This window comes from Marisediminicola sp. LYQ85 (assembly GCF_046600695.1).
GTDB lineage: Bacteria > Actinomycetota > Actinomycetes > Actinomycetales > Microbacteriaceae > Marisediminicola.
In genome coordinates this window covers 1,374,360-1,395,850 of the sequence record NZ_JBKIWO010000001.1, presented here as the reverse complement: position 1 = coordinate 1,395,850, position 21,491 = coordinate 1,374,360, and the positions used below count along the sequence as shown (strand labels likewise).

At 65.7% G+C, this 21,491-nt stretch carries 25 protein-coding genes; 4 read left to right on the top strand and 21 right to left on the bottom strand.

The window, feature by feature from the left end:
* Positions 1-23: 23 nt before the first annotated feature.
* Complete coding sequence (locus ACLHG5_RS06565; protein ID WP_411318187.1) at positions 24-1,682, bottom strand: ABC transporter substrate-binding protein; 1,659 nt, start codon at positions 1,680-1,682, stop codon at positions 24-26.
* 280 nt (positions 1,683-1,962) lie between these two features.
* Here ACLHG5_RS06565 and ACLHG5_RS06560 point away from each other — a divergent pair, with 280 nt between their 5' ends.
* Complete coding sequence (locus ACLHG5_RS06560; RefSeq protein ID WP_411318186.1) at positions 1,963-2,262, top strand: hypothetical protein; 300 nt, start codon at positions 1,963-1,965, stop codon at positions 2,260-2,262.
* Here the strand turns inward: ACLHG5_RS06560 and ACLHG5_RS06555 are convergent.
* The 20 genes from ACLHG5_RS06555 to ACLHG5_RS06460 all read right to left on the bottom strand — a co-directional run bounded on the left by ACLHG5_RS06555 (position 2,245) and on the right by ACLHG5_RS06460 (position 18,629).
* On the bottom strand, positions 2,245-2,835 hold the full coding sequence (locus ACLHG5_RS06555; RefSeq protein ID WP_411318185.1) for a hypothetical protein: 591 nt from the start codon (positions 2,833-2,835) through the stop codon (positions 2,245-2,247). The genes ACLHG5_RS06560 and ACLHG5_RS06555 overlap by 18 nt on opposite strands.
* A gap of 35 nt (positions 2,836-2,870) precedes the next feature.
* Positions 2,871-3,620: a hypothetical protein gene (locus ACLHG5_RS06550; RefSeq protein ID WP_411318184.1), complete on the bottom strand. Its 750-nt coding sequence runs from the start codon at positions 3,618-3,620 to the stop codon at positions 2,871-2,873.
* A gap of 2 nt (positions 3,621-3,622) precedes the next feature.
* Positions 3,623-5,707, bottom strand: a complete 2,085-nt coding sequence (locus tag ACLHG5_RS06545) for a hypothetical protein (RefSeq protein WP_411318183.1) — start codon at positions 5,705-5,707, stop codon at positions 3,623-3,625.
* Positions 5,707-6,078 (bottom strand): hypothetical protein, encoded by a 372-nt coding sequence (locus ACLHG5_RS06540; protein WP_411318182.1) that lies wholly within the window; start codon positions 6,076-6,078, stop codon positions 5,707-5,709. The genes ACLHG5_RS06545 and ACLHG5_RS06540 overlap by 1 nt, the downstream gene beginning before the upstream one ends.
* Complete coding sequence (locus tag ACLHG5_RS06535; protein WP_411318181.1) at positions 6,078-7,769, bottom strand: hypothetical protein; 1,692 nt, start codon at positions 7,767-7,769, stop codon at positions 6,078-6,080. Before ACLHG5_RS06535 ends, ACLHG5_RS06540 begins: the two co-directional genes overlap by 1 nt.
* 4 nt (positions 7,770-7,773) lie before the next feature.
* A complete protein-coding gene (locus tag ACLHG5_RS06530) occupies positions 7,774-8,283 on the bottom strand; it encodes a hypothetical protein (protein ID WP_411318180.1) in 510 nt (169 codons plus the stop codon).
* A 3-nt stretch (positions 8,284-8,286) separates the two neighbouring features.
* The gene (locus ACLHG5_RS06525) at positions 8,287-8,694 is read right to left on the bottom strand and encodes a hypothetical protein (RefSeq protein WP_411318179.1); all 408 of its coding nucleotides are present in this window, start codon (positions 8,692-8,694) and stop codon (positions 8,287-8,289) included.
* Between the two features lie 12 nt (positions 8,695-8,706).
* Complete coding sequence (locus tag ACLHG5_RS06520; RefSeq protein ID WP_411318178.1) at positions 8,707-9,099, bottom strand: hypothetical protein; 393 nt, start codon at positions 9,097-9,099, stop codon at positions 8,707-8,709.
* On the bottom strand, positions 9,089-9,472 hold the full coding sequence (locus tag ACLHG5_RS06515; protein WP_411318177.1) for a hypothetical protein: 384 nt from the start codon (positions 9,470-9,472) through the stop codon (positions 9,089-9,091). The genes ACLHG5_RS06520 and ACLHG5_RS06515 overlap by 11 nt, the downstream gene beginning before the upstream one ends.
* A complete protein-coding gene (locus tag ACLHG5_RS06510; RefSeq protein WP_411318176.1) occupies positions 9,469-9,630 on the bottom strand; it encodes a hypothetical protein in 162 nt (53 codons plus the stop codon). The genes ACLHG5_RS06515 and ACLHG5_RS06510 overlap by 4 nt, the downstream gene beginning before the upstream one ends.
* 12 nt (positions 9,631-9,642) lie before the next feature.
* Positions 9,643-10,446: a hypothetical protein gene (locus ACLHG5_RS06505; protein ID WP_411318175.1), complete on the bottom strand. Its 804-nt coding sequence runs from the start codon at positions 10,444-10,446 to the stop codon at positions 9,643-9,645.
* Between the two features lie 63 nt (positions 10,447-10,509).
* On the bottom strand, positions 10,510-12,132 hold the full coding sequence (locus tag ACLHG5_RS06500; RefSeq protein WP_411318174.1) for a hypothetical protein: 1,623 nt from the start codon (positions 12,130-12,132) through the stop codon (positions 10,510-10,512).
* Complete coding sequence (locus ACLHG5_RS06495) at positions 12,129-13,238, bottom strand: hypothetical protein (RefSeq protein WP_411318173.1); 1,110 nt, start codon at positions 13,236-13,238, stop codon at positions 12,129-12,131. Before ACLHG5_RS06495 ends, ACLHG5_RS06500 begins: the two co-directional genes overlap by 4 nt.
* 49 nt (positions 13,239-13,287) lie before the next feature.
* Positions 13,288-13,482 carry a hypothetical protein gene (locus ACLHG5_RS06490; protein ID WP_411318172.1) on the bottom strand — a complete coding sequence of 65 codons (195 nt, stop codon included), beginning with the start codon at positions 13,480-13,482 and terminating at the stop codon, positions 13,288-13,290.
* A complete protein-coding gene (locus tag ACLHG5_RS06485; protein WP_411318171.1) occupies positions 13,479-15,470 on the bottom strand; it encodes a hypothetical protein in 1,992 nt (663 codons plus the stop codon). Before ACLHG5_RS06485 ends, ACLHG5_RS06490 begins: the two co-directional genes overlap by 4 nt.
* The gene (locus ACLHG5_RS06480; RefSeq protein ID WP_411318170.1) at positions 15,467-15,664 is read right to left on the bottom strand and encodes a hypothetical protein; all 198 of its coding nucleotides are present in this window, start codon (positions 15,662-15,664) and stop codon (positions 15,467-15,469) included. The genes ACLHG5_RS06485 and ACLHG5_RS06480 overlap by 4 nt, the downstream gene beginning before the upstream one ends.
* 97 nt (positions 15,665-15,761) lie before the next feature.
* A complete protein-coding gene (locus ACLHG5_RS06475) occupies positions 15,762-16,043 on the bottom strand; it encodes a hypothetical protein (RefSeq protein WP_411318169.1) in 282 nt (93 codons plus the stop codon).
* A complete protein-coding gene (locus tag ACLHG5_RS06470) occupies positions 16,040-16,387 on the bottom strand; it encodes a hypothetical protein (protein WP_411318168.1) in 348 nt (115 codons plus the stop codon). The genes ACLHG5_RS06475 and ACLHG5_RS06470 overlap by 4 nt, the downstream gene beginning before the upstream one ends.
* Before the next feature lie 434 nt (positions 16,388-16,821).
* On the bottom strand, positions 16,822-17,169 hold the full coding sequence (locus ACLHG5_RS06465; RefSeq protein ID WP_411318167.1) for a hypothetical protein: 348 nt from the start codon (positions 17,167-17,169) through the stop codon (positions 16,822-16,824).
* Complete coding sequence (locus ACLHG5_RS06460) at positions 17,166-18,629, bottom strand: recombinase family protein (protein ID WP_411318166.1); 1,464 nt, start codon at positions 18,627-18,629, stop codon at positions 17,166-17,168. The genes ACLHG5_RS06465 and ACLHG5_RS06460 overlap by 4 nt, the downstream gene beginning before the upstream one ends.
* On the opposite strand from ACLHG5_RS06460, the gene ACLHG5_RS06455 reads away from it, so the two are divergent.
* Genes ACLHG5_RS06455 through ACLHG5_RS06445 form a run of 3 tightly spaced genes read left to right on the top strand, consistent with a single transcriptional unit; the run spans position 18,630 to position 21,423 of the window.
* The gene (locus ACLHG5_RS06455) at positions 18,630-19,613 is read left to right on the top strand and encodes a CpaF family protein (protein WP_411318165.1); all 984 of its coding nucleotides are present in this window, start codon (positions 18,630-18,632) and stop codon (positions 19,611-19,613) included.
* Positions 19,610-20,488, top strand: a complete 879-nt coding sequence (locus ACLHG5_RS06450) for a type II secretion system F family protein (RefSeq protein WP_411318164.1) — start codon at positions 19,610-19,612, stop codon at positions 20,486-20,488. The genes ACLHG5_RS06455 and ACLHG5_RS06450 overlap by 4 nt, the downstream gene beginning before the upstream one ends.
* Positions 20,485-21,423 carry a type II secretion system F family protein gene (locus ACLHG5_RS06445; protein ID WP_411314977.1) on the top strand — a complete coding sequence of 313 codons (939 nt, stop codon included), beginning with the start codon at positions 20,485-20,487 and terminating at the stop codon, positions 21,421-21,423. The genes ACLHG5_RS06450 and ACLHG5_RS06445 overlap by 4 nt, the downstream gene beginning before the upstream one ends.
* Positions 21,424-21,491: the final 68 nt, after the last annotated feature.

The following is a 21,491-nucleotide window of genomic DNA, read 5'->3' as shown; positions in this document are numbered from 1 at the left end:
TCTGCCCCCGCTGCTGGGGCGAGTTAGTCGCTGAGCTCGACGAGGTTGTAGACCTCGTCGTTGACCGGGCTCACCGGGTAGCTCTCGACGCGCTCGGCGAACGCGAGGGAGGGCGCCGGGTGGGCGAGCGGAACGGCCGGGATGAACTCGGCGATCTGCTCGTTGATGTCTTCGTAGAGCGGGATCTGCTCGTCGAGGCTCGCGATGCCACGTGCCTCGTCGAGAGCGGCGAAGAGCTCGGGGTTGTCGAAGCCGAACTCCGGCTTCTCGTCGCCGAAGAACACGCCGACGAAGTTGTCGGTGTCGTTGTAGTCACCCGTCCAGCCGAGGAGGTGCAGACCGTGGTCGTCGCTCGCCTGGATGCGGTCGAGGTACTCGCCCCACTCGTTCGGCTGCGCGTTGACGGTGATGCCGACCTCTTCGAGCTGGGTGCTCAGGTTGGTGAACACCTGCTCGGGGGTGGGCATGTACGGACGCGAGATGTTCGTCGGGTAGTTGAAGTCGATCTCGAAACCGTCGGGGTATCCGGCCTCGGCGAGGAGGTCGCGAGCGGCGTCGGGGTCGTAGTCATACGTCGTGACGTCGTCGTTGTAGCCCGCGACGACCGGGGGGATGAACTGGGTGGCCAGTTGCGTGCCCTCGGGGAGCGTCTGGGTGATGAGCTGCTCCTTGTCGATCGCCTGGGTGATCGCCTGGCGCACGCGCACATCCGCGAGCTCCTCGACCTCCTGGTTCAAGCCCAGGTAGAGGATCGTGAACGGGTCGCGCGGCACGATCTGGAAGCCGTCTTCTTCGAGTGCGACGGTGTCGGCGGGCGACACGAGGTCGTAGCCGTCGATGCTGCCGGCCTCGAGAGCCTGGCGACGCGCGTTGGGGTCGTCGATCACGCGGAAGATGATCTCGGTGACGTCACCCTGGTCGCCCCAGTAGTCGGGGTAGGCGCTCAGTTCGACCTGGGATCCGACATCCCACGACTCGAACTGGAACGGCCCGGTTCCGGTGGGGTGGCCGTTGGCGTACTCCGACATGACGGGCGCGTCGTCGCTTCCGGTGACCTCGTCGGCGCCGAACTCGTCGAGAGCGCTCGGACTCTGCATCGAGAAGGCGGGCAGCGAGAGGGAGGCGATGAAACCGGCGAACGGAGTGGTGAGGTTGACGACGGCTTCGGTGTCGCCGGTCGCCTCGCAGCTCTCGTAGAGCGCGGCGTCGTCGCCCGCGAATCCGCGGAACAGGCTGCCGTAGTAGTAGGCCGCGGCGGGGCTCTGGGCGGGGCCCTCGAAGTTGAACCAGCGGTCGAAGTTGGAGCACACGGCTTCGCCGTTGAACTCGGTGCCGTCGTGGAAGGTCACTCCCTCGCGCAGCTGGAAGGTGTAGGAGAGGCCGTCGTCCGACGACTCCCACGACTCGGCGAGCAGCGGGGCGGGGTCGGCGCCACCGGATTCGACGCCGACGAGGCCTTCGAACATCTGGCGGGCGACGCGGAACGATTCGCCGTCGCTCGCGAAGGCCGGGTCGAGGCTGACCGGGTCGCCGGATGCGGCGAAGACGAACGTGCCGTCGACGTCGCCGTCGGTGCCGGCGTCGTCACGCTCGCTCTGCACGCAGCCGGTGAGCACGAGGGCTCCGGCGGCGAGCGCGGCGAGCCCTCCGAGGGCCCGGGAATATCGCGCGGTGGGTGTCATTGCTGTGATCCTCCGAATTATGTGACGCAGGGGAATGCAGGATTTCGCGACACGGCAGACACTCTCGGCTCCCGATATCGACGGTGACATAGGACCATAGGCCCGGACTGTTACCGGAACATTACACGGTGAGCAGAGGTCAGGATCCGCTCCGGAGGGGCGATCAGACGCTCCCGAGACCGGTCGCGCGGTCGGCCCGTCACGATGATCGAGGGGTGTGGGGCGAGGTCACTGTGGATAACTCGCGAGCGGGTTTCGTGGTCTCGCCCACGATGGGGCCATGTCGTCCCCGCTCGCGCTCATCACCCAGAGTGTGCGCGAGCGGGTGCGACTCGACGGCGTCGACCTCGGCAGCGACCGCGACCTCGCGAAGCGCTATGTCGACGATGCGGTGCAGCGCTACAGCGAGCGGGCGCTCGGCGGGTCGCTGCCGCTGCTCGCCGACGAGGCGACGGCGGCGCAGCAGATCGTCGCGACCATCACGGGATACGGCGCGCTGCAGCCGTTCTTCGACGATCCGAGCGTCGAGGAGATCTGGATCAACGGGCCCGACCGGGTCTTCCTAATTCCCACCAATTAGGTTTTGAGTGAGCAACGTTGCACCCACACCCGAGGCGAAGCTCAGGGCAGAGGGTATTGAATGCTGTTTCAGCCCATCGAAAACCCATGTACCGAATCGTTGTAGCCGCGTTCGAGGTGCTGGCTCGACTTCGACCACCTCTGGTGGAGCCAAGGGGTCAGACACCCTGTGCGCTTCGTATTCATCCTGGAACAGGCCAATGACCGAGTCGACGAGCGCTTTACTGTCACTTTCGACGTTGACGCCCACTGACCTGTTGTATTGCCGGTCGTAGGCATGAATCCTCACTTCGGTGCTCGGCCAGAACAGATCAAGAAAGATCGTTGCCGACTCCCAAGGTTCGCGAAGCTCCTTCAGGATCGAGGCTTCCGTGCGCGGGTACTCGGTATCAGACCCATGCTTGACGTTGGTGACCGTGCTTATCTCGACAGCCCGGTTTTTCAGCCAGTCGGCTCGTTTCACCGGGTCTTCGATGTCGCCGTCCCCAGCGGCCTCACGAAGCATGTCGAACAGCTTCTGGTAGACGCGCGCCGGGTAGACGACGTTCTCGAATTCTTTGCTTCGCTTAGGCACTCCCTGAGGTTATCCAAGAGGGAGTGCCCCAGCGGTTAGCCGATCCGAGTGAGCTGGAGATCACCGTCCACGACGTTGAGCGGGTTGTCGGAGTTCTGGGCCAGGTGGATGCTCAGCACGTCTCCGGCTGCCAGGGTCCGCACCGCGCGGAGTGAGACGACCTTCTCGAACGAGTTCGACCCCGCGGGCTCCGCGTTCACCATGAGCGACTCCGAGGCACCACGGCGAATCTCGACCCATCGGAGTCTGGTCGAGTTCGGAGCGAACGTGACCGAGCCTTCGAGGAGGTACTGGCCCGCGGCCCCTGTCTGGATCGCGACGTTGCCTTGGTATTGCATGGTCGCTTCCCCAGTCAGGGAAGCGGTGTTGTTCAGGAGGAGCCTCGTCGCCGGGGAGGTCGACACGGGGACTGACTGCGTGCCCTGGAAGTAGAAGATGCTGGAGCCGCGCGGCTCCAGCTCCCAGACGGCGCCCGTCCACCTGTACTCGTCGACTCCGACACGGATGCGCGTCCCTGCGAGCCGGTAGGCACCCGAGGCCTTGGAGTAGGCGCTGGAGGCCGTGGTGACGCCCGTGAATTGCGCGATGGTCTTCTGCTGCCAGATGGACCCGTTGTACTCGAACAGCGCCCCACCTTCGAGCACGACCGCGAGATCGCCCGCGAGCTTGCCCGCGGTGGCTGAGACCAGCTCGTTGAGCGTGGCGGGCTTGTAGGTGCGCACCCTCCAGTTGTTGAGGATGTCGTGGAACGGCGTGATGGGCGTGGCCGGTGTGAAGTCGGGCATGATCAGGTCTCCTGGATTCCGCGCGTGCTGATGCGCATGGTGTGGTCGGGGAACTCCCACGTGACCGAGCCGACGTAGGCCTCTGAGGTGGGGCGGTCGACCTGGGCGATGGTGAGGTTGCTTCCGGGGTAGGCGGCGTAGTCCGAGACGGCGGTCGACTCGAACCGCTGACCACGTTCCATCGCGCGCTCCACGAGCCTCCGAGCGGCGCCGGGACCCGGATAGGGGGTCTCGTACTCGAACAGGCGGCCCTTGGTCGAGCCGGGAGCTGCGTAGGTGTCGTACGCGGTCTGATTCAGCTCGTTGGCGTCGACCCACTGGTACTTGACCACGGCGGCGTCGAACCACGTGGAGTCATCGCGGTTGATGCCGAGGCCGAGCTGCTCGACATCCACCTGGTCGCTGAGCGCCGTCGTGCTGCGGGTGTAGCCGTGGGCCATGATGAGCGTCCAGATACGGTTCTCGTCGCAGTAGAGGCGGAGCCCCGCGGCTTCCAGGATCGGCCGGAGGTACTCGTCGAGGTCCTGCCCGGGTTGCCAGAGAGCGGCTTCGGGGTCGACCGGGGAGTCCGTCACGGTGCCCGCGCGGGTGAACATTGCTCCGATCTGCGTGAGCGCCATGTCGATGCAGGCGATGACCGTGTTCTCGGCAGGCGCCATGGGCTCGTTCGAGATGCGGAGGGTGTCCTGGAGGATCGCTTCATCCGAGGAGAGCGTGAATGTGACGGTCCCGGAGGCGTAGTCGATCGTGCGCTCACGGATGCCGAGGTTGAGCGACAGATTCTGGACCGGCTCTTCCGGAGGCACGGGAACTACCTGGACCGACTTCCAGACTCCGAGCCCAGAAGAGGTGCCGTCGGGGTTCTTCTGAGTGGAGTACAGCTGTACCCCCCACGAAGTTGCGGGCGCTCTGAACAGAAGTTCGACAGTCTGTGTCTCATTGCCGCTGATCGCGAACCTGGCTGACCTGATCAAGCTCGACTGGACGTAAACCTCGATGGGTGCGCCCAGCCGTGGTGTGACGACTCCCGTGACTCGATAGGTCTGTCCAACGGTGAGTCCTGTGAAGATGCGACTTGCGAGCATCGCAGTCAGATACCACTCACCGTCGTTGTAGGAATCACTGAGCTGGGTCCCATTCCAGCCATCCGACTTAGCGACCCCAGCGCCGCCCGCGTAAGAGTAGATGGGCGGAACGTGCGTGAGCGGATTGAAGGGATTCGAGAATTGCGCGTTGAAGTGCTCGATGCTTTGACCGTCAAACTCCGTGTTCCAGTTCTCGATCGTCGGGTTCGGCCCGTATCTCTCGATCATGTAGGCGTCGAAGTCCGCGGCTGTGTTGCGCTGCATGTAGTCCCTGATGAGGGTCAGCTCCATCCGGGAGGGTGTGCGCGGGTCGATGGCTTCGAGCGCGAGGAGGTCAACGTCGGCACACTCCAGCGTCGCGACGGCGAACGGCGAGCGGCTCTCGTCGAGGGAGACGGTCGCCGTTTCGGGCTTGAGCACCATGGGGACGCCCGACGCCGGGATGTCCCGGGCGGGCTGAGGCTCGTTGTATTCGAGCTGGGTGACGGAAAAGTCGTCGAATATCGCGCCGTTGCCGGTGAACTCGTCCCCGTCCGTGGGGTTGTAGGCGAGTCGGATCGTGTGCGACGTGGAGGTCGCGGTGAATACGACTTCGAGGAGCTGCCACTCGGTGCGGTTCGAGTTCAGAATCGGCTCAGCGGATGCGACCCCGACGACACCCAACGCGATGTTGATGCGGTAGTCCTCACGGTTCACACGCGCCCATATGACGACCCGATAACGGAGCCCGGGAGTGAACCCGGTCTGCACCTTGCGAATCTCGGAGGAGGGGCCGTCGGCGTCATCACGGCGGAATGCCATCACGCGACGGCCCGTGCGAGGTCGGGTGAAGTATCCGGAGATGTCCGAGGCGTTGGCGTACGGCGAGAAGCCCGAGACCGGCTGCCCCTCCTCGAAGCTCGTGGAGAAGATCGTGCGGGCCGGGATGACCTTGTCGTAGGCCGGGACCGTGTAGCCGGGGAGGTAGACGGCCGCCTCGATCTTGTGCTCTGCGATGGCCATCAGCTCACCGCCTTGTACTCGACGGAGACCGTCCACACGTCCGAGACGTTCTGGTCCTGGACGGCCGTCACAGCACCTCGGAGCACGTAGTAGAGCTGCTCTCCGGAGACGTTGAGGTCGTCGGAGGTCCACAGGAACGTGGCGTTGGTGCGGTGGAGGTCGACGACAGCCATGGCCTCGGAGTAGGAGCGAGCCACGATGTTGAGCGTCCCCTCCCTGGTCGAGATCGGAAGCATCGTCACCTCCGGCGTGCGCCGGTTGAGGATGTTGTGGATCACGTTCCGGGAGGGGAGCATGAACTCGTACTCGGTGATGATGTCGATGTCGAGGTAGTTGTTCGGGTCACCCAGGACCTCGATGCGGTTGGCCATCAGTCGACCCTCCTTCCGGTGTGGGGGTCGACGATCGTGGCGTTGATGCGGATCGATCGAGGCTGGTTCATGAAGCCCGTGATGGCGCGCTGAGCGCTGGAGAGGTCCGCGTGAACCTTGACCGTGGTGGAGTAGTTGCCATCCTCGACAGCGGCGATCTTCCGCTTGGCGTCGGAGGTGTCGGCGTCGACCTCGATGTCCTTGGTGGAGCGCTTGGCCTGCTCGATGACACGGATCGCCTTCTCCGAGGGACTGACATCCGCATCCACGTCGACCGTTGCGTTGAGGTCGGAGCCGTCGAGGATGTCCTGGCCACCGCCCACCGCATTCTGAATCTGCGTCACGAACTCCGGAGCGAGCCCGGAGTCGATGATCGCCTGGAGCATCGGAGCGAAGGAGATTCCCTGGTCGAGGATCGCCTGGCTCTCCGCGGCGCTCAGTCCGAAGGTCTCCGAGATCGTGGCCACGTTCGCGTTGAAGTTCCCCGTGGCCTCGATGCGCTCGTTGATGGAGGCGATGTAGGCCGCTGGATCGAGTGCCTCTGTCTCGGCGTCCTTGAAGTTCTCGAAGCCGCTCACGGCCTCATCGAGGGGCGCCTGGAGCGATGAGGCGGCGTCGTTGCGGATGTCCGCTGCTTCCTGCGCTGCCTCAGCCTGGCGGAGTTCCGCCTCCTCCAGGAGGTTGTACTCCTCGGTGGTCTCGCCCATCACGTCGACAGTGTTCTGGAGCTGCTTCTGGAGGTTGGTCAGCTCAGTGCGCTCGCCCAACGCGCCGATGGCTGCACCCAGTCGACCGAAGCCTTCGGTCTCGGAGAGGGTGTCCTCCATCTCGTCGATGCGCTCGGTGACGGCCTCCAACGCGCGCTCTGCGGCCTCTGCGTCGTAGCCGGACATCCCGCGGAACATGGTCTCGAAATCGGTCTGCGCGAGCTTCGCTGCCTTCGCGGCCTTCCCGATGTTGGTGACAGCGCCCTCCTGCCAGATTTCCCAGAACTCCTTGGTGTCCGCGATCTCGACGCCCCACTCGCGCATCTTCCCGCCGATGTCGAGCTGGTCGATGTCACCGCCTGCCTCGTAGAGTTCGAGGGTCAGCTCCGAGACGCGCTCCTTGGCCTGATTGATGGCCTCCGCTGCGTCCTGACCGGCTGTCATCGCCAGACCGATACCGGCTGCGACGGCGACACCAGCGACGATCCCCGCTGGACCGAAGCCGACGAACATGTTGGAGATGACGGACTGGACGCTGTCGAGGGCGTCCTCCACGGAGCCGAAGCTGGCTCCCATCTCCTTGGCTTCCTGGAGGGCCTCGTCGCCCATCTCGTCGATGGCGCCCTCGCCCTTCTTGGCGCCCTTGTAGACGTTGTCGCCTAGGTCGCGTCCGGCGCGGCCTGCTTTCTCGAATGCATCGCGAGCGTCCTTGATCTCGGCTTCGAGGTCCTTGGTGTCGCGCTGCGCATCCCGCATGCCCTTCTCGATGTCGTCGCCGGAGCGCTTGCCCGCCTTGCCGAGCTTCTCCGCTGCATCCTCGGCGCCGTCGAGGGACTTCTCCAGCTTCTCTCCGGCGTCCGCTCCGGTCTTGGCTGCATCGTCGAGCACGTCTTCGAGCTTCTCGACGGAGACGGCGCCCTTCGCGACGGCGTCGATGAGCCCTTGGGTGTCACCCGTGACGTTGAGCTGGATGTCGTTGGCCACTGGGTCACTTCCTTTCGAGAACTTCGTGGAGGGTCCGGACCGAGGTCTGGACCCAGAGAGCGGCGATGCGGGGGATGACCTTGGCGGCCGCGGGATAGACCACGTTGCCCTTGCGGTTGAACGTCGGGAGCTGACGCTGCGTGCGCCGGTTCACCGTGTAGCTGGTGCCCTTGGGGGAGCGGGTGGAGAAGGACTTCCGGAACTCTCGGTCAGCTCCGAACTCGGCGGCTTTGGAGAGGGTCGGAGCCTTGGACAGGAGCTTCCCCTTGCCCCCGGCTTTCAGCGTGACGTTGCTGTCGCGGACGGTCACCGTGGCAGTGGAGCCCAGAGCACGCTTCTCCAGCTTCGTCCTGGCGTTCCCCTGTACTGCCGCGATCCAGACCGGCTTGACGGTCTTGGTGGTGGCCTTCCGGAGCTGCGCCTTGAGTGGCCGCTCCATCCCCTTCATGCCCACGAGTAGCGCCTGCAACTCCTTCGAGGTATAGGCGCTAATCGCGAACAGAGAGGAGGCCATGGGTCAGGCTGCGGGCAGGATGGTCGGCTTGCCCTGGCACCCCATGGCGACGGTGGAGACGGCGTCCGTGTCCGCCGTGCCACCGATGTTGGGTGCGGCCAGCTCCACCTCGACGGCGAAGCCCTTCCCGCCCGAGGCAGGCCGGAGTTCCGCCTCGACGACCGTTCCCTCGTTCTCGAAGAGGTAGTTCGAGAGCGAGTCGTCGTTCTCCCAGTCCTGAGCGAAGGAGAGGTTGAGCGTGTAGCTCGCCTTGCCGGACTTGGTGTGCGAGTCGCCGTTGATGGCCTTGAAGGTCGAGCTGGTGGTCGTGGGGACCAGCTCCGCGGCGCTCACGAGCGCCTCGTAGTTGTCGGTTCCGATGCGGATGGTGCCGTCCGTGAAGCGGAACGGGGACCCGGTGATGAGTGCCATGAGGAGGTGTCCTTACTGTGTGGTGGTGGGAGCTGCGGGACGGTCGATGGATGCGGTGAGAGTCAGCTCGTAGGCGAGGCCCTGGGTGTCCGGGTCCAGGCCCTTGGTGGCGGTGTCCCAGGCGATCGAGCCACCGAGTGAGTTGATGGCGAAGAGGAGGATCGCCAACTCTGCGTCGAGGCGGTCCTCTGCCTTGGCCGCATCAACTCCGGGGACCGTGACGCGGACCTCGAAGGTGACGAGGTGCTTGGAGAGCGGAGCTGCGGGGTGGCGGGCGATCGTGGTCTGCCGGAGGCGGAGGAGGGTGCGGTCGAGCTTGTCGACGTTCGTCTCCGTCGTGATGACCTTCCACGTCTTGGGCAGGAGCGGAGTGAGGAGCGCTGCGAGTTCTGATCTAGCCGACAAGGGGCACACCTCGCTTGGGTCGGAGGAGGTTCTTGATGGTGCGGTCCATCGGGAACACGGTCACGCGGAAGCCGTCCGAGCCGATCTCGTCGGAGGCGTTGGCCTGAGTCGACTGCCAGAGCGCTCGTGCCTGCATGAGCTGCGCCTGCCGGTAACGGATCGGGATGAGGGCGCCGGGCTTGATCGCTGGAGCGAAGGCCTCGCACTGCTCGCGCGCTGACTCCAGGAGGGCAAAGAGGCTGTCCTCGTTCGTCGGGGCGTCCTCCCACTCGTCGGCTGCGGATTCGACCGTGTGCCAGCCCAGCGGGACCACGAGCGCGAACAGGCCAGAGCCCGGAGGGGACTCGACCATGTACTCGGTGAGGAAGCTCACTCGGGATCACCCGCCTGGGCTGCGGCGAGGGTGGCCGTCATCTGCTCGATGGTCTCCGGGTAGGTCTCGATGACCTGGCGGCGCTCGCTCTCGACTGCGAGGGCAATTCTGAGCGACTCAAGCTTCTCGGGCGTGTACTTGGTGAGATCGGGGAGCATGATCAGAATTCCTCAGGTCGGAGTGCCAGGAAGAGCCGTCGGCCACGGGCCAACTGCCAAGTGTGTTTGGGTGAAAGTGATCGCGCCGATCGCGGGCAGTCCACCGATCGCATACGAGGAGCCGCGATCCTGAGCGTCGGCGTATCCTCCGGTGCCAGTGTTGAAGTGACGCAAGCCGCGCCAGGATTGATCGCCGCCGCGCCGAAAGATCTCGGGGATCTCTAGTACCCCGGTCGGGTTGGGCCGCTGCTCGGGGGGCGGGTTTACGGCCGCTTGAAGCTCGACCGTGTTGCCGATCCGACGTCCGAGAAAACGGCCGCTCCAGCCCACGGGGAGCGGTAGCTCGCGCCAGCCGGTGTCTCCCGAGACGACGACCCACCCCGCGGCGGATGCCCCGTTTTTGAGCCACAGTCGCGCGCCATTCGTTTGGGCCGTGTCCACGTAGAGCGTGCCTACTGGCGAGTTCAGGACACCGAGCGGGGACCCCGTGCCTTGGATGACCTTCCCCGACTGGAGAGCCAGCTCGGCGGAGACCTGACCAGGGATGTCTGCTGCGGTGACTGCGGAGCCGACGAGGGCGGGGATGTCCTGCTCGGTGACTGCTGCGGAGACCTGCCCGGGGATGTCGGCAGAGGAGACGGCTGCCGCGACCTTCCCGGGCAGGTCGGCTGCGGTGATGGCGGTCTGGAGGTTCGACGGCACGATCGAGCCTGCGATCGTCTCCACCTGCTGGCGGGTGCGAACGTCGAACGCTTCCAGGATCAGTGGAGGCAACTGGTAGGTCTCGGGATCGACGGTAACGAACAGACCGAACATGGCTGCCTCCTTTCTTGAATCGAGTGGGAGCCGGGCTGTTCCCCCGACCCGGCTCCCGGCTGGTTACGCGGCGTTCTGGATGACCGCGATGCCCTCGGGGTAGTCGACCTTGAGGGCGACGTAGCCGAAGATCGCCTCGTCGACTCCACCGCGGGCGATGTCGAGGGCGTTCACGCGGATGGGCGATCCGGCCAGCTCCAGCGATGTGGCGCTCTGCTTGTCAGCGACGACGACCCGACCGGCTGCGAGACCGGAGTGGGGCACGACCTTGAAGGACTCGATCGAGCCCTCTTCGAGGCCGAGGGCTCCGTTGAGGAAGGCGAGGCGGTTCTTGTCGAGCGTGAACAGGAGCTGCGAGTACACGTCGGGCGCGACGAGGGCGAAACTCGGCGTGGCGTCGTTGGCGATGACCTGGAGGGCACCCTGGACGATCTTGCCCATGGCCGCGTTCACGTCCGTGGGGTAGGTCGTCGCGGCGACCGGGGTGGCCGCTGCGAGGAGCTGGGTGAGCACGTAGTCGTCGCTCTTCTTGGCGTAGCTGTCGACCATGTGAGCGAAGAACTCGTTCAGGACCTCGGTCTGGTTGAAGTCGATGAACTCGCGAGCGATGTCCCAGCCGCCAGCGAAGCGCTGGATGCCGACGCTGTAGGCGGTCGTGGTCGGCGTGTTGGTGGGCACGTCGGCCTTGTTTCCGGCCCAGGTCGAGACCTCGGGCTTGACGCCCCAGCGGTAGCCCTTGACCTCCAGAGCCGTGAGCGGGCCGTTGGAGAGGAGCGGGATCACCTTGCGGGCGTAGCGCTTGCCCGACCAGAGCTGGCCGAGCCATGCGGGCTGCACGACGCCGGTTCCGAGCTGGTTGGCGCCGCTGATCTTCACGTCGTTGAGCGCGAAGAGTCCCTCTCCCTGGATGTCCGCGAGAGCCTTGAGGGACTCCTGATCGCGGCCTCCGGATTTGCGCGCGTTGGTGATGAGCGCGAAGAGGCCGTCCTTGTCGAGGGTGGGGGTGGCGGTGCTCGACGCATCGAGCGTGTTCGGAATGGGCACGATGGCCTCGCTTTCTGTGGGTTCCGGGTTCTCCGGATCGGTGATCTCTGTGATGTAGGTCGTGGTGCGGGTGATGCGCTTGGTGCCGTCTCCGAGGTCTTCGACTTCCTCGGTCGTCGTCGACTTGTCGGTGGTCTTGGTGCCGTCTTCGGGGTCGACGTAGGTCGAGGAGGACTCAGTGACGACCTCTTCCTCGTGGGGTTCAATCGGGTCGAGGGCGAAGAGGCCAGCGGTAGCGAATGCGCCCTCGTCGACGAACGCGGCGCCCGTGAGCTTGCCCTTCCCCTTGACGCCGTCACGAGAGAGGCGTCCGATCTCGGGGGAGAGCTTCTTCAGCTCGCCCGACTTGATCTGGTCGAGGAGCTGGTCGCCCTCGGGGTTGCGCGAGATCGCGAATGAGGCCACAAGGCCGCGCTCGGTGTCGTCCACGGACATGAACCGGGCCACGGGGTCGTAGCGGTTGTGGCGGCGGTTGGCGTTGAGCACGGAGATGTCCGTGGGGACCTCGCAGTCACCGCGGCCGAAGCTGACGGCGAAGGAGTGGTTGGACTGCGTCTGCTCATCCCAGGGGAGGAGGAGTCCGCGGACCGTGCGGGTGTCGAGGTCGACGGAGAAGTCTCCGCCGTTCATGAATTCGGTCATGCTGCGGCCTCCTGAGGCTCGGTAGGTGCTGCGGGTGTGGGCTCGGCTGGCGCCGACGCTCCGGAGGTGGCGCCGTGGGTCTCGGTGAAGTTGAAGCGGGCGCGCTGCGTGCGCGGGAGGGCCTGAGTGATGGCCTCCTCGATCGGGCGCGTCCACATGGGCAGGTCGATCTCGAAGAAGGCGTTCCGCTCGCCCTCGGTGGTCGAGTACGTGAGGCTGTCCACTCCGGTGGTGCCGTCGAGCATCGCTGCCCGGACGTTGAGGAACGAGCCGACATCGGTGCGGATCGCATCACGTGACTGGATGAAGAGGTCGGCCTCTCCGAGCGAGCCCGCGTGCGTGTGCATCTCCAGGCCCAGCGGGTTCAGTCCGACCGAGGGCTTGCCGGAGCGGTGCTTGGTGACCCACTCGTCGACCCACTCCTCGGCCTCCTCAGAGGTCATCTCGGTGTCCGAGGTCATCCGAAGCTCGACGAGGTAGGCCGGGGACTCCATCCGGCTGGTCCAGGCAAGCTCGGTGTCGCGAGCACCGCGGAGGGTGCGGGCTCCGAGACTCAGGAGGCCGGGGAAGAGCGGGACCTCGAAGAGGATGTAGTCGCCGTCGTCGAGCGCGATGTCGTGGACGACGACGCTCCCGTTCTCGATCTTCCACTCGGCTTGGGGAACCCACGCTGCGTCGATGATCGGACCGAAGCGCGAGCCCTCCTGCTTGGCTCCGCGCTGGAGCATCCAGAGGCTGTGACCGTAGAAGATCAGGTCGTCGACCGTGGCTGCGGCGCGGTGGTACGGGCTGACCGGACCGTCTGTGCGAGTGAGCCAAAGCGGCTGGTTGGTGAGGAGCTGCCCGCTGGAGTCGATCGCTTCGAGTGGGTACTGGGCGATCGTCGACACCAGGAGGTTGCGGGCCTTGGCCACTGCCGGGATGGCGAGAGCATCCGCACGGCCCATCGGCAGGAGAGCGGCGACCTCGGAACCGTAGACCTCGCCTACTGCGAACTGAGCGAGGTGGCTCGGCGCTGCGTAGGGGGAGACGACTCCGAGGTTCTCCGAGGTCGCCAGAGGAGACGGACGCACGTCCGCCAAGCCAAGGAACGAGAGGAAACCCACATGCAAATTCTCCTCACGTCACTGTGATTTCACGCGCGAGACCAGAGACTCACGCAACAATCTTGCGTTTCCGGTAGTTCAGGCGGTTGTAGAGCGCTGTCTGGGTCTCCGGGTGCACGCTGCGCTCGTGGTCGTGAGCGATGTCGTGACCACGCTCCTCGTTGAACGCGTTCTCTCCGAAGCTCGGGCACTCGGTGCACCACACCACGATGGAGACTGGGGAGACATCTACCTTCGCGCTCACGCTGCGACCGCCTTCGCTGCTGCTTCCCGGGCCTCCCGCTCTCGGACCGAGCGGGGCTTGGGTGCGGCCTTCGGCTTCAATTCGTCGTAGGCGCGGAGTGCGAGAGCCCCGGCCTCCAGTGCTGTGATGTCCTGCTCGTCTGGCTTGCTCATGCGGAAGCTCCAGCGGCTCGACTGCGGCTGCTGCCCCTTCACCGCATCCCGGACGGCGAGGTTGAGCGCCTGCTGGTCGTAGTGGCGGAGGTTGCCCGAGTTCAGCTCCTTCATGAAGAGGGACGCTGCGGTCGAGACGTGTATCCAGTTCTGGGGCACGAGCTTGAGCCTCGGCACCCGAGCCCGCTTGATCGCCTGCCCCTCGACATCCGTGGCCGCGTTCTTGGCGTCGTAGACGAAGGCCTGGCCGTGAGCCTTGTGATCCGCGAGGACGGCGGGCTTGAGCCAGGAGGTCCCCTCGGCATGCTTGATCACCGCCAAGTGCGCGACACCGTCGACCCTCCACGCTGCGACGAGTGCTGCGCTCAATCCGGTGATCGAGACGTAGAAGCCTGCCACGTAGTAGTCGGGGAGCTGCATGGGCACCGTGAGGGCGCCTGCCTCCCACTTGATGGGGTTGATGAAGGCGGAGCCGATGCCCTCGGGCCAGAGCCCCAAGTACTCGCGACAGAACGCCCGGGAGGTCATCTTCTCGAATCGCTCGCGGATGACCGACATCGGGGTGAGCCCGCCTGCTCCAGGGTGCGCTGCCTTCCACACCTCGGGGTCCGCGGTGGTCCCCTCGATGGGCAACCCCTCCTCCCAGACCGGAGTGTCCGGATGGGCGGCGTACTCGACGATGCCGGACTTCCCCTCACGTCCTAGCTGGAGGTAGTCCCAGAACACTCCGCCCTGGTGCTCGCCTGCGGTGCCGAGGAGCACGAGCTGACCGGCGCTCTCGCCCTCGATCGTGATGGTGTCGAAGGTCGGGAGGATGCCCGAGACCAGGTCCTCCGACTCGTCGCCTGCGTCGACCTCCTGCGCCTCGTCGATGCCGACCAGCGCGAACCCCTCACCTCGGAAGGACTCCGCGGAGGGAGGCAGGATCGAGATGCGTCCGCCTGTCGCTCGGCACTCGATGAAGCTGGCGCCGGGCTGCCGGTTGATGATGTACGGCGACTCCTTGGGGTCCGGGTACTGACGCTCCAGCGGCTTGACCAAGTCCTTGAGCCAGCGCTCGCGGGCCTTGACCTGGGTCTGGGCGGTGAAGCCGACTTGGTAGTCCCCGCGGTCCGGATTCGAGATTCTGCCGAGCGCTACGGCCCACCACGAGGTCGTCTTGGTCGCACGGCGAGGGATCGAGATCGCAGTCACAGCGTGGAGGGGAACTCCGTTCGGCTTTTGGGCGTTCAGAGCGTCTCCGACGACGTATTGCTGAGGCTGGATCGGCTTCCGGTCGGTATCCAACCCCAGGAGACGAGCCCCTATCAGGAACTCCTCTCGTCCCCTCTCGTAACCCTCGAAGCTGCTCCTGTTCAGTGGCGGAACACCCGAGTGCTCCTCAGGTTGCGGTCCAGTAGGAAAAAAATCCTCAGAGCCGAGGGCCGGGGATGACCGCGCTGTCTCAGAAGAGTCCGAGCCTCCGACCGTCGCTGCCCTTTCAGGAGCGGATGCCTTAGTCGCTGTCCTGGTAGGAGCGGATGCCTTAGTCGTGCCTCGATTGCGAGCGTTGGAACCCATCCTTCCTCCTGATCGCTGGTTGCAGGTCTTCCCTCCCTTGGCTCCGTGGTGCGTTGCTCCGAGGTTCGTGACTGCGTTGATCTCCGCCTTGCTCCAACCCATCTGCTCGGCTTGGCTGACGCTGACGATGTGACCCACCGCCCACCGCTCGTCGGGGCGGATGGGCTGGCGACAGTCGACGCACCGGGCGGTGCCTGCTCGGACCTGAGCGGCGAGGATCGGTCGGACCTTCCGCTTGACCGCGCTCCAGTCCGCACCGAGGTGGTGTCCGGTCATCTCGTGCTCACCTCGATCGCCTTGTCGATGCAGTGGTCCGTCATCCGATCGACGATGAAGTCCGAGTCACCTGGTTGCACGATGCTCATGCATCTGGTGAACGCATTCTCGAATCGCTCCTCGGCTGAGTCTCCGCATCCGGCGAGTGTGAGCCCGAGGCCCACCGCGATGAACGCTGCGGCTGCCCGCTTCATCGGTGGGCTTCGGTGTAGTTGAGGATGAGGTCGTCGAGCATCGCGTGGAATGCGGACTCAAGTACTGCTTCCAGTGCGGCCGTGCTCTCCGGGCCGATCACTGCGCAGGCCAAGCGTCGACGCGGAAGACCGGGATTGAGCCGTCGCCCTGCGGGTCTGGTCGGGTCACCCGGATGTCGAACCAGGAGTCCACCCAGTGGAGCCAGAGGAGCCCGAAGTCTGTGTCGACAGCGAAGGTCGTGGTGTCCGTGTCGACGATCGTTCCGAGGTGGCGCCAGTCCAGTGAGCCATCGTCGAGGACGACGGTCCCTCCGAAGCGGTCCCCGATCTCCACGAGGTCCACGAGCTGCTCGCGGTGGAGGTTGGCGTGAATGCTCATGCTGACACCGCCTTGCGTGCTGCGGCGACAGCCGCGATGCCCGCCTTGATGATGGCGTCCGCCTCTGCCACCGAGGTGAGGTCGTTGAACTCAGCGGTCCAGTCCGACCCAGCATCGCGAGCCTGAATCACCAGCCCGCGGATGACCTCCGCCTGTCGATCGCTGAGCGCTGGAGTGTATTCCGCACTCATCTCGGAGATCAGACCCGAGATGTCTGCATGGGAGTAGCCGAGGGCCTTGGAGTAAGCCCGGCTCCTCTGCTCCGCGGAGATGGTCTTGCCGTCTCGGAGTGAGCGCTGAGCGCACATCCGCACGAGGAGTTGAGCTTGCTTGGGAGTTGCCATGGGTCTGGTCCGATCTGCTGTTCCGACGAGAAGCCCGGCCCCTTTTCCTTCTCCTCCTTCTACTCGGCGAGGCCCCCCGGGCCGATGCGCGCAAGAGAAGTGGAAGATGGAAATTCTTGAAAGAGAGCTTGACTTCGTCCGCTCCGAGGAGGTGAAGCGGATAGTGGAAGCGTGACATCCAGATCGAAGCGAAACAACTCTCTCACCAGGGGATACGTGACTGGTGTAACCCTGTCATTCGACGCGCACTAGCTGAGATGACCGTGGATACTGGGCTCCAGAGGGGGTCGTTTCTGAGCCTGATTCAGAGAGCCCCTGAAACTGATTTAGCCGTATATGCAGGCCCGGGCGTGTCGCTCCTAATAGGAGGGTCTGGGCATGCGAAAGCCCCGCGGGGGATCGGACCAACGAACACACCGCGGGGCTCACTAATTCTACGGGTTCTGCTGTGCCTTCCTGCGGGCTCGGCGGAGCCGGTCGATCTCACTCATGGAGCATCCGAGGTGTGCGGCCTGCTGCCTGATGCTGAGGTGATCCAGGCCATCGAGCATCGCGGGGAAGAACGACCGCTTGGGCCCCGGCTTGCTGGGAGCTGCCTTGGGCTTGGGTGCTGGCTTGGGCTTCGGAGCTGCCTTCGGCTTCGGTGCGGGCTTGGGCTTGCGAGGCGCCAGGGGCTTCACGTCACGGGCCAGCTCCGCGATCCGCTCGGCGTAACGCTGATCCGTGCGCACGGCTTCGAGGAACTCGACGACGAGCGCCTCGTGCTCCGAAGTGATCTTCATCCGACGATCTCGTCCGGCTCGTTGAGCTGGGTCACGACCTTGTGAGTGATCAAGTACTTGGACGGCGAGAAGCGCCCCGGGTAGACGCGGATGTCGAGTAGGGGCCGGACCAGCTTGCGGCGCTCCTCGATCGGGAGCGCATCGAAGGCCTCGCCTAGTTTCTTGAATCCCTCCAGGTCAGCGTTCTTCCCCACGTAGATGCCGCGCCGGATGTCGACCAGGGAGGAGCCCGAGACTCCGGCCTCCTCGATCTGCTCGCGAAGCTCAGCCTCCCTGGCGTTGAGGCCTGCCAGGCGTGCGCGTCCCTGGGGCTTCTTGATGAGCCCTTCGAGCATGAGGTCGGTGAGTTCCTCCTGCTGCGTGAGGATGGCGTTGAGGGCGTCTCGGAGTGCTCTGGTGTCGTCCGGCTTGTCGGGGAACATGGAAGAAGGACCGATGAGGAAGGCCTTGATGATCTCGGAGCGGACCAGGGGGTCGAGGTCGGAGATTTTGCCTGAGGCGTGGCGCTCCTCGGCGCTGGAGTTCGGGCACCTGAGTATCGAGTAGCGGGTGCCGCGACGGTTGTCCGTGGCCGTGTTCGATCGCATCGTGGCGCCGCACACTCCACAGGTGGCGGAGCTGGAGGAGAGGTGCCTGGGCTTGGGTCCCGGCGAGGTCTTGCGTCCGGGGGCGGTGAGGATGGCCTGCACCTCGTACCAGTCCGCGGGGTCGACGATGGGGTCCCAGGAGGCCTGCACGCCCTCTAAAAACTCTCCCTTATAGGAGACCAGTCCGGCGTTCGCGGGGCGTCGGAGGATCGAGTTGAGAGTGGCGTACTCCCAGCGGCCACCCTTTCGGCGCTGCGGCACTCCGCGGTCGTTGAGGTCCTTGAGGATCGCCCAGAGCGACTTACCCGCGAGGACCTGCGCATAGAGGTCTCGGATCACCTCGGCCTCGTCTTCTACGTGCTGGCCGCCTGCCTGGAACCCGTAAGTCTGGGAGGAGGGTCGGAGCTTCCCGGAGACGGCGGCGTAGGAGTAGTGCTCCAGGAGCCGCTCGGACTTCATCGCACTCTCGAACTCCGCCATCGCGGAGAGCATCTTCGCGGTTAGTGCTCCACCCGCGGTGCTCGGGTCAGTCTCAGCGCCGTCCGCTGTCATCCATCGCACCCCGCCCAGTTGCGATGCGATCCGGATGAGCGAGCTGTCGCCGTCGTTTCGAGAAAGCCTGTCCACGTGGCGAACGAGGATGACATCGTGATCGCCCCGCTTGGTGGCGAGGAGGAGCCGAGTGAAGCCGGGTCGGCCCGTCCCCTTGAATCCCGACTTACCGTCGTCGACGAAGGGCTTCCCGATGAGGTCGAATTCCCGCCTCTTAGCCAGGTCGGTCAGATTGTCGATCTGATTCTGCACGGAGTCGGAGACTTGGCCATTGGCCTCCGCTGCGGACACGCGAGCGTAGATGACTGCACGAGTAGACATGTGGGTAACGGTAACACCAGAGACCGCGTCTTCGTCGCTCGCGGGGGAGTGGCCGAGCTCACCGACATCGAGCTCGCGCCGACCGAGGTGCGCGACCTCGTCGAGCGGATGCTGCAGTCCACCGGTCGGCGCGTGGACCTGAGCTCGCCCTTCGTCGACGCCTCCCTGCCCGACGGTTCGCGGCTGCACGTCGTCATCCCCGATGTGACCCACAAACACTGGGCCGTCAACATCCGCAAGTTCTCGCAGCGCATCCGCGACCTGCACCGTCTCGTCGCCCTCGGGTCTCTCACCCGGCAGTCGGCCGAATTCTTGCGCATGTGTGTGCTGTCTGGCCAGAACATCCTCGTGTCGGGTGCGACGCAGAGCGGCAAGACGACACTCCTCAACGCCCTGTTGTCGGCAGCGCGGCCGAGTGACCGCATCGTCACGGTCGAGGAGACCTTCGAGCTCGACTTCGAGGCCCCCGACAGCGTCGCGATGCAGTGTCGGCAGCCGAGTCTCGAGGGCACCGGGGAGATCAGCTTGCGCAGGCTCATCAAAGAAGCGCTGCGGATGCGCCCCGACCGTCTCGTGGTCGGCGAAGTGCGCGAGGCCGAGTCGCTCGACCTCCTCATCGCGCTCAACTCGGGGTTGCCCGGGATGTGTTCCATCCACGCGAACGGCGCCAGGGACGCCCTCAGCAAACTGTCGACCCTTCCGCTTCTCGCGGGGCGCAACATCGACTCGGGATTCGTCGTGCCGACTGTCGCGACCGTCATCGACATCGTCGTGCACTGCGAATTGCGCAAGACCGGCCAGCGCCGTGTGCGCGAGATCGTGGCACCGAGCGGTGTCGTCGAAGGCACGGTCATCGAGGCGAGCACGATCTTCGCCCTCGACCACGGCGTGCTCGAAGCGACCGGCAACTACCCGGGCAAGCGTCACGGTTTCGAGGCGGCCGGGTTCGATGTCTCCGCCGTCATCAGCGGGCGGCGATCGTGACCACCCCGATCGTCGCGCTCGCCCTCGGTCTCGCGCTCGGGCTCGGAGCGCTGCTCGCCGCGTCGCCGTTTCTGTGGCCCCGTCGCGAGCGGGCGGCATCCGCTCCCTCCCGACTCGTGAGGGTCGTGCGCGACCGCCTGACCGCCGGCGGGCTGCACTCGGTCGGTATCCCGGCGTTCGTCGTGGTGTCGCTCGTCGTCGGTCTCGCCGTGGGCACTGTCGTGTTCGCCGTCGCTCCCGTCGTGCCGCTCGGCACAGCCGCGGCGCTCTCGGCGGCGCTCGTGCCGTGGCTCGTCGTCAGTGTGCGGGCGCGGCAGCGTCGGGTGGCCAATCGCACCGTGTGGCCCGACCACGTCGACCACCTCGTGTCTGCCGTGCGCTCGGGGCTCGCCCTCCCCGACAGCGTCTCCACCCTCGCCCGCACGGGCCCCGCCGAATCACGCGCGGCTTTCGGCGTCTTCGAGAGCAGCTACCGGACGACCGGCAACTTCGCGACGAGCGTCGACGAGGTGAAAGCCCGCCTCGCCGACCCCGTCGCGGATCGCGTGCTGGAGACGCTGCGGATGTCGCGCGAGGTCGGCGGGAGTGAACTGACGACCGTGCTCCGCAGCCTCGCGTCCTACCTGCGCCAGGAGGCCGCGATCCGAGCGGAGGTCGAGGCGCGACAGTCGTGGGTCGTCAACGCCGCGCGACTCGGCGTTGCGGCCCCGTGGATCGTGCTCGGTCTACTCGCCACCCGCCCCGAGGCCGCCATGGCCTACAACACGCCGCCGGGCGCCGCGATCATCATCGGGGGGCTCGCCGTCAGCATCGTGGCGTACCGCATCATGGTCGCCATCGGCAGGCTGCCCGAAGAGCGCCGGTGGTTCGCGTGAGCCCGACGACGGCGTGGGCCGTGCTCTTCGGGTTGACTTTCGGGTTCGGCGCGTGGTCGCTCGTGAGCCTCATCCCGCTGCTCGACCGACCGCGGTTGCTGCATCGCGTCGCCCCCTACGTCGTCGACATCTCGCCGGCGGCACGTGAACTGCTCAGTCGACGGGCCGTCGACCCTCTGCCCGTGCTCGGCACCGTGCTCACCCCTCTCACGACGCGCGCGCGTCGCACCATCGACAGCGTGTTCGGCGGGTCGGTCGAACTGAGGGTGCGACTGCGGCAAGCGGGGTCGACGCTGAGCGCCGAGCAATTTCGTGCGCGGCAACTGAGCTCCGGCATCCTCGGCCTCATCGGGGGCGTGGCGGCGTCGGCCGTCATCGGCGCTGTCACCACCCCGCCACCCGGTGCTCTCGTGGGGGTGACGGTCGCCGCGGGCGTCACCGCGGTCGTCGCTCTCGACTACCGGCTCCAGCGCACCGCCCGCGCACGACTCGACCGCATGACGAACGAACTGCCGACAGTTCTCGAGTTCCTCACCCTGAGTCTCTCGGCGGGGGAGGGCATCCTCGATGCCATCCGAAGGGTCTCCCGGATCAGTCGAGGCGAACTCTCCGTCGAACTCGCCACGACCGTCGCCGACGCCAACACGGGTGTTCCGTTCGGCGAGTCTCTCGCGCGTCTCGCCGACACGGTGCGGTTGCCGGCGCTGTCTCGCGCGGTCGAACAGATCCTCGGTGCTCTCGATCGCGGAACGCCCCTCGCCGAAGTGCTGCGCGCGCAAGCACAGGATGCGCGCGACGACGCCAAACGCCGCCTTCTCGAGACGGCGGGAAAGAAAGAGGTGGCGATGCTCGTGCCTCTCGTGTTCCTCATCCTCCCGACGACGATCGTGTTCGCGATCTTTCCCGGCATCTTCGTGCTCCAACTCGGCTTCTAGACAAGGACGGTTTCGCCATGACCCACACGCTTCACCCTGTGCATTCCTCGACTGCCACTCCGTCCCGC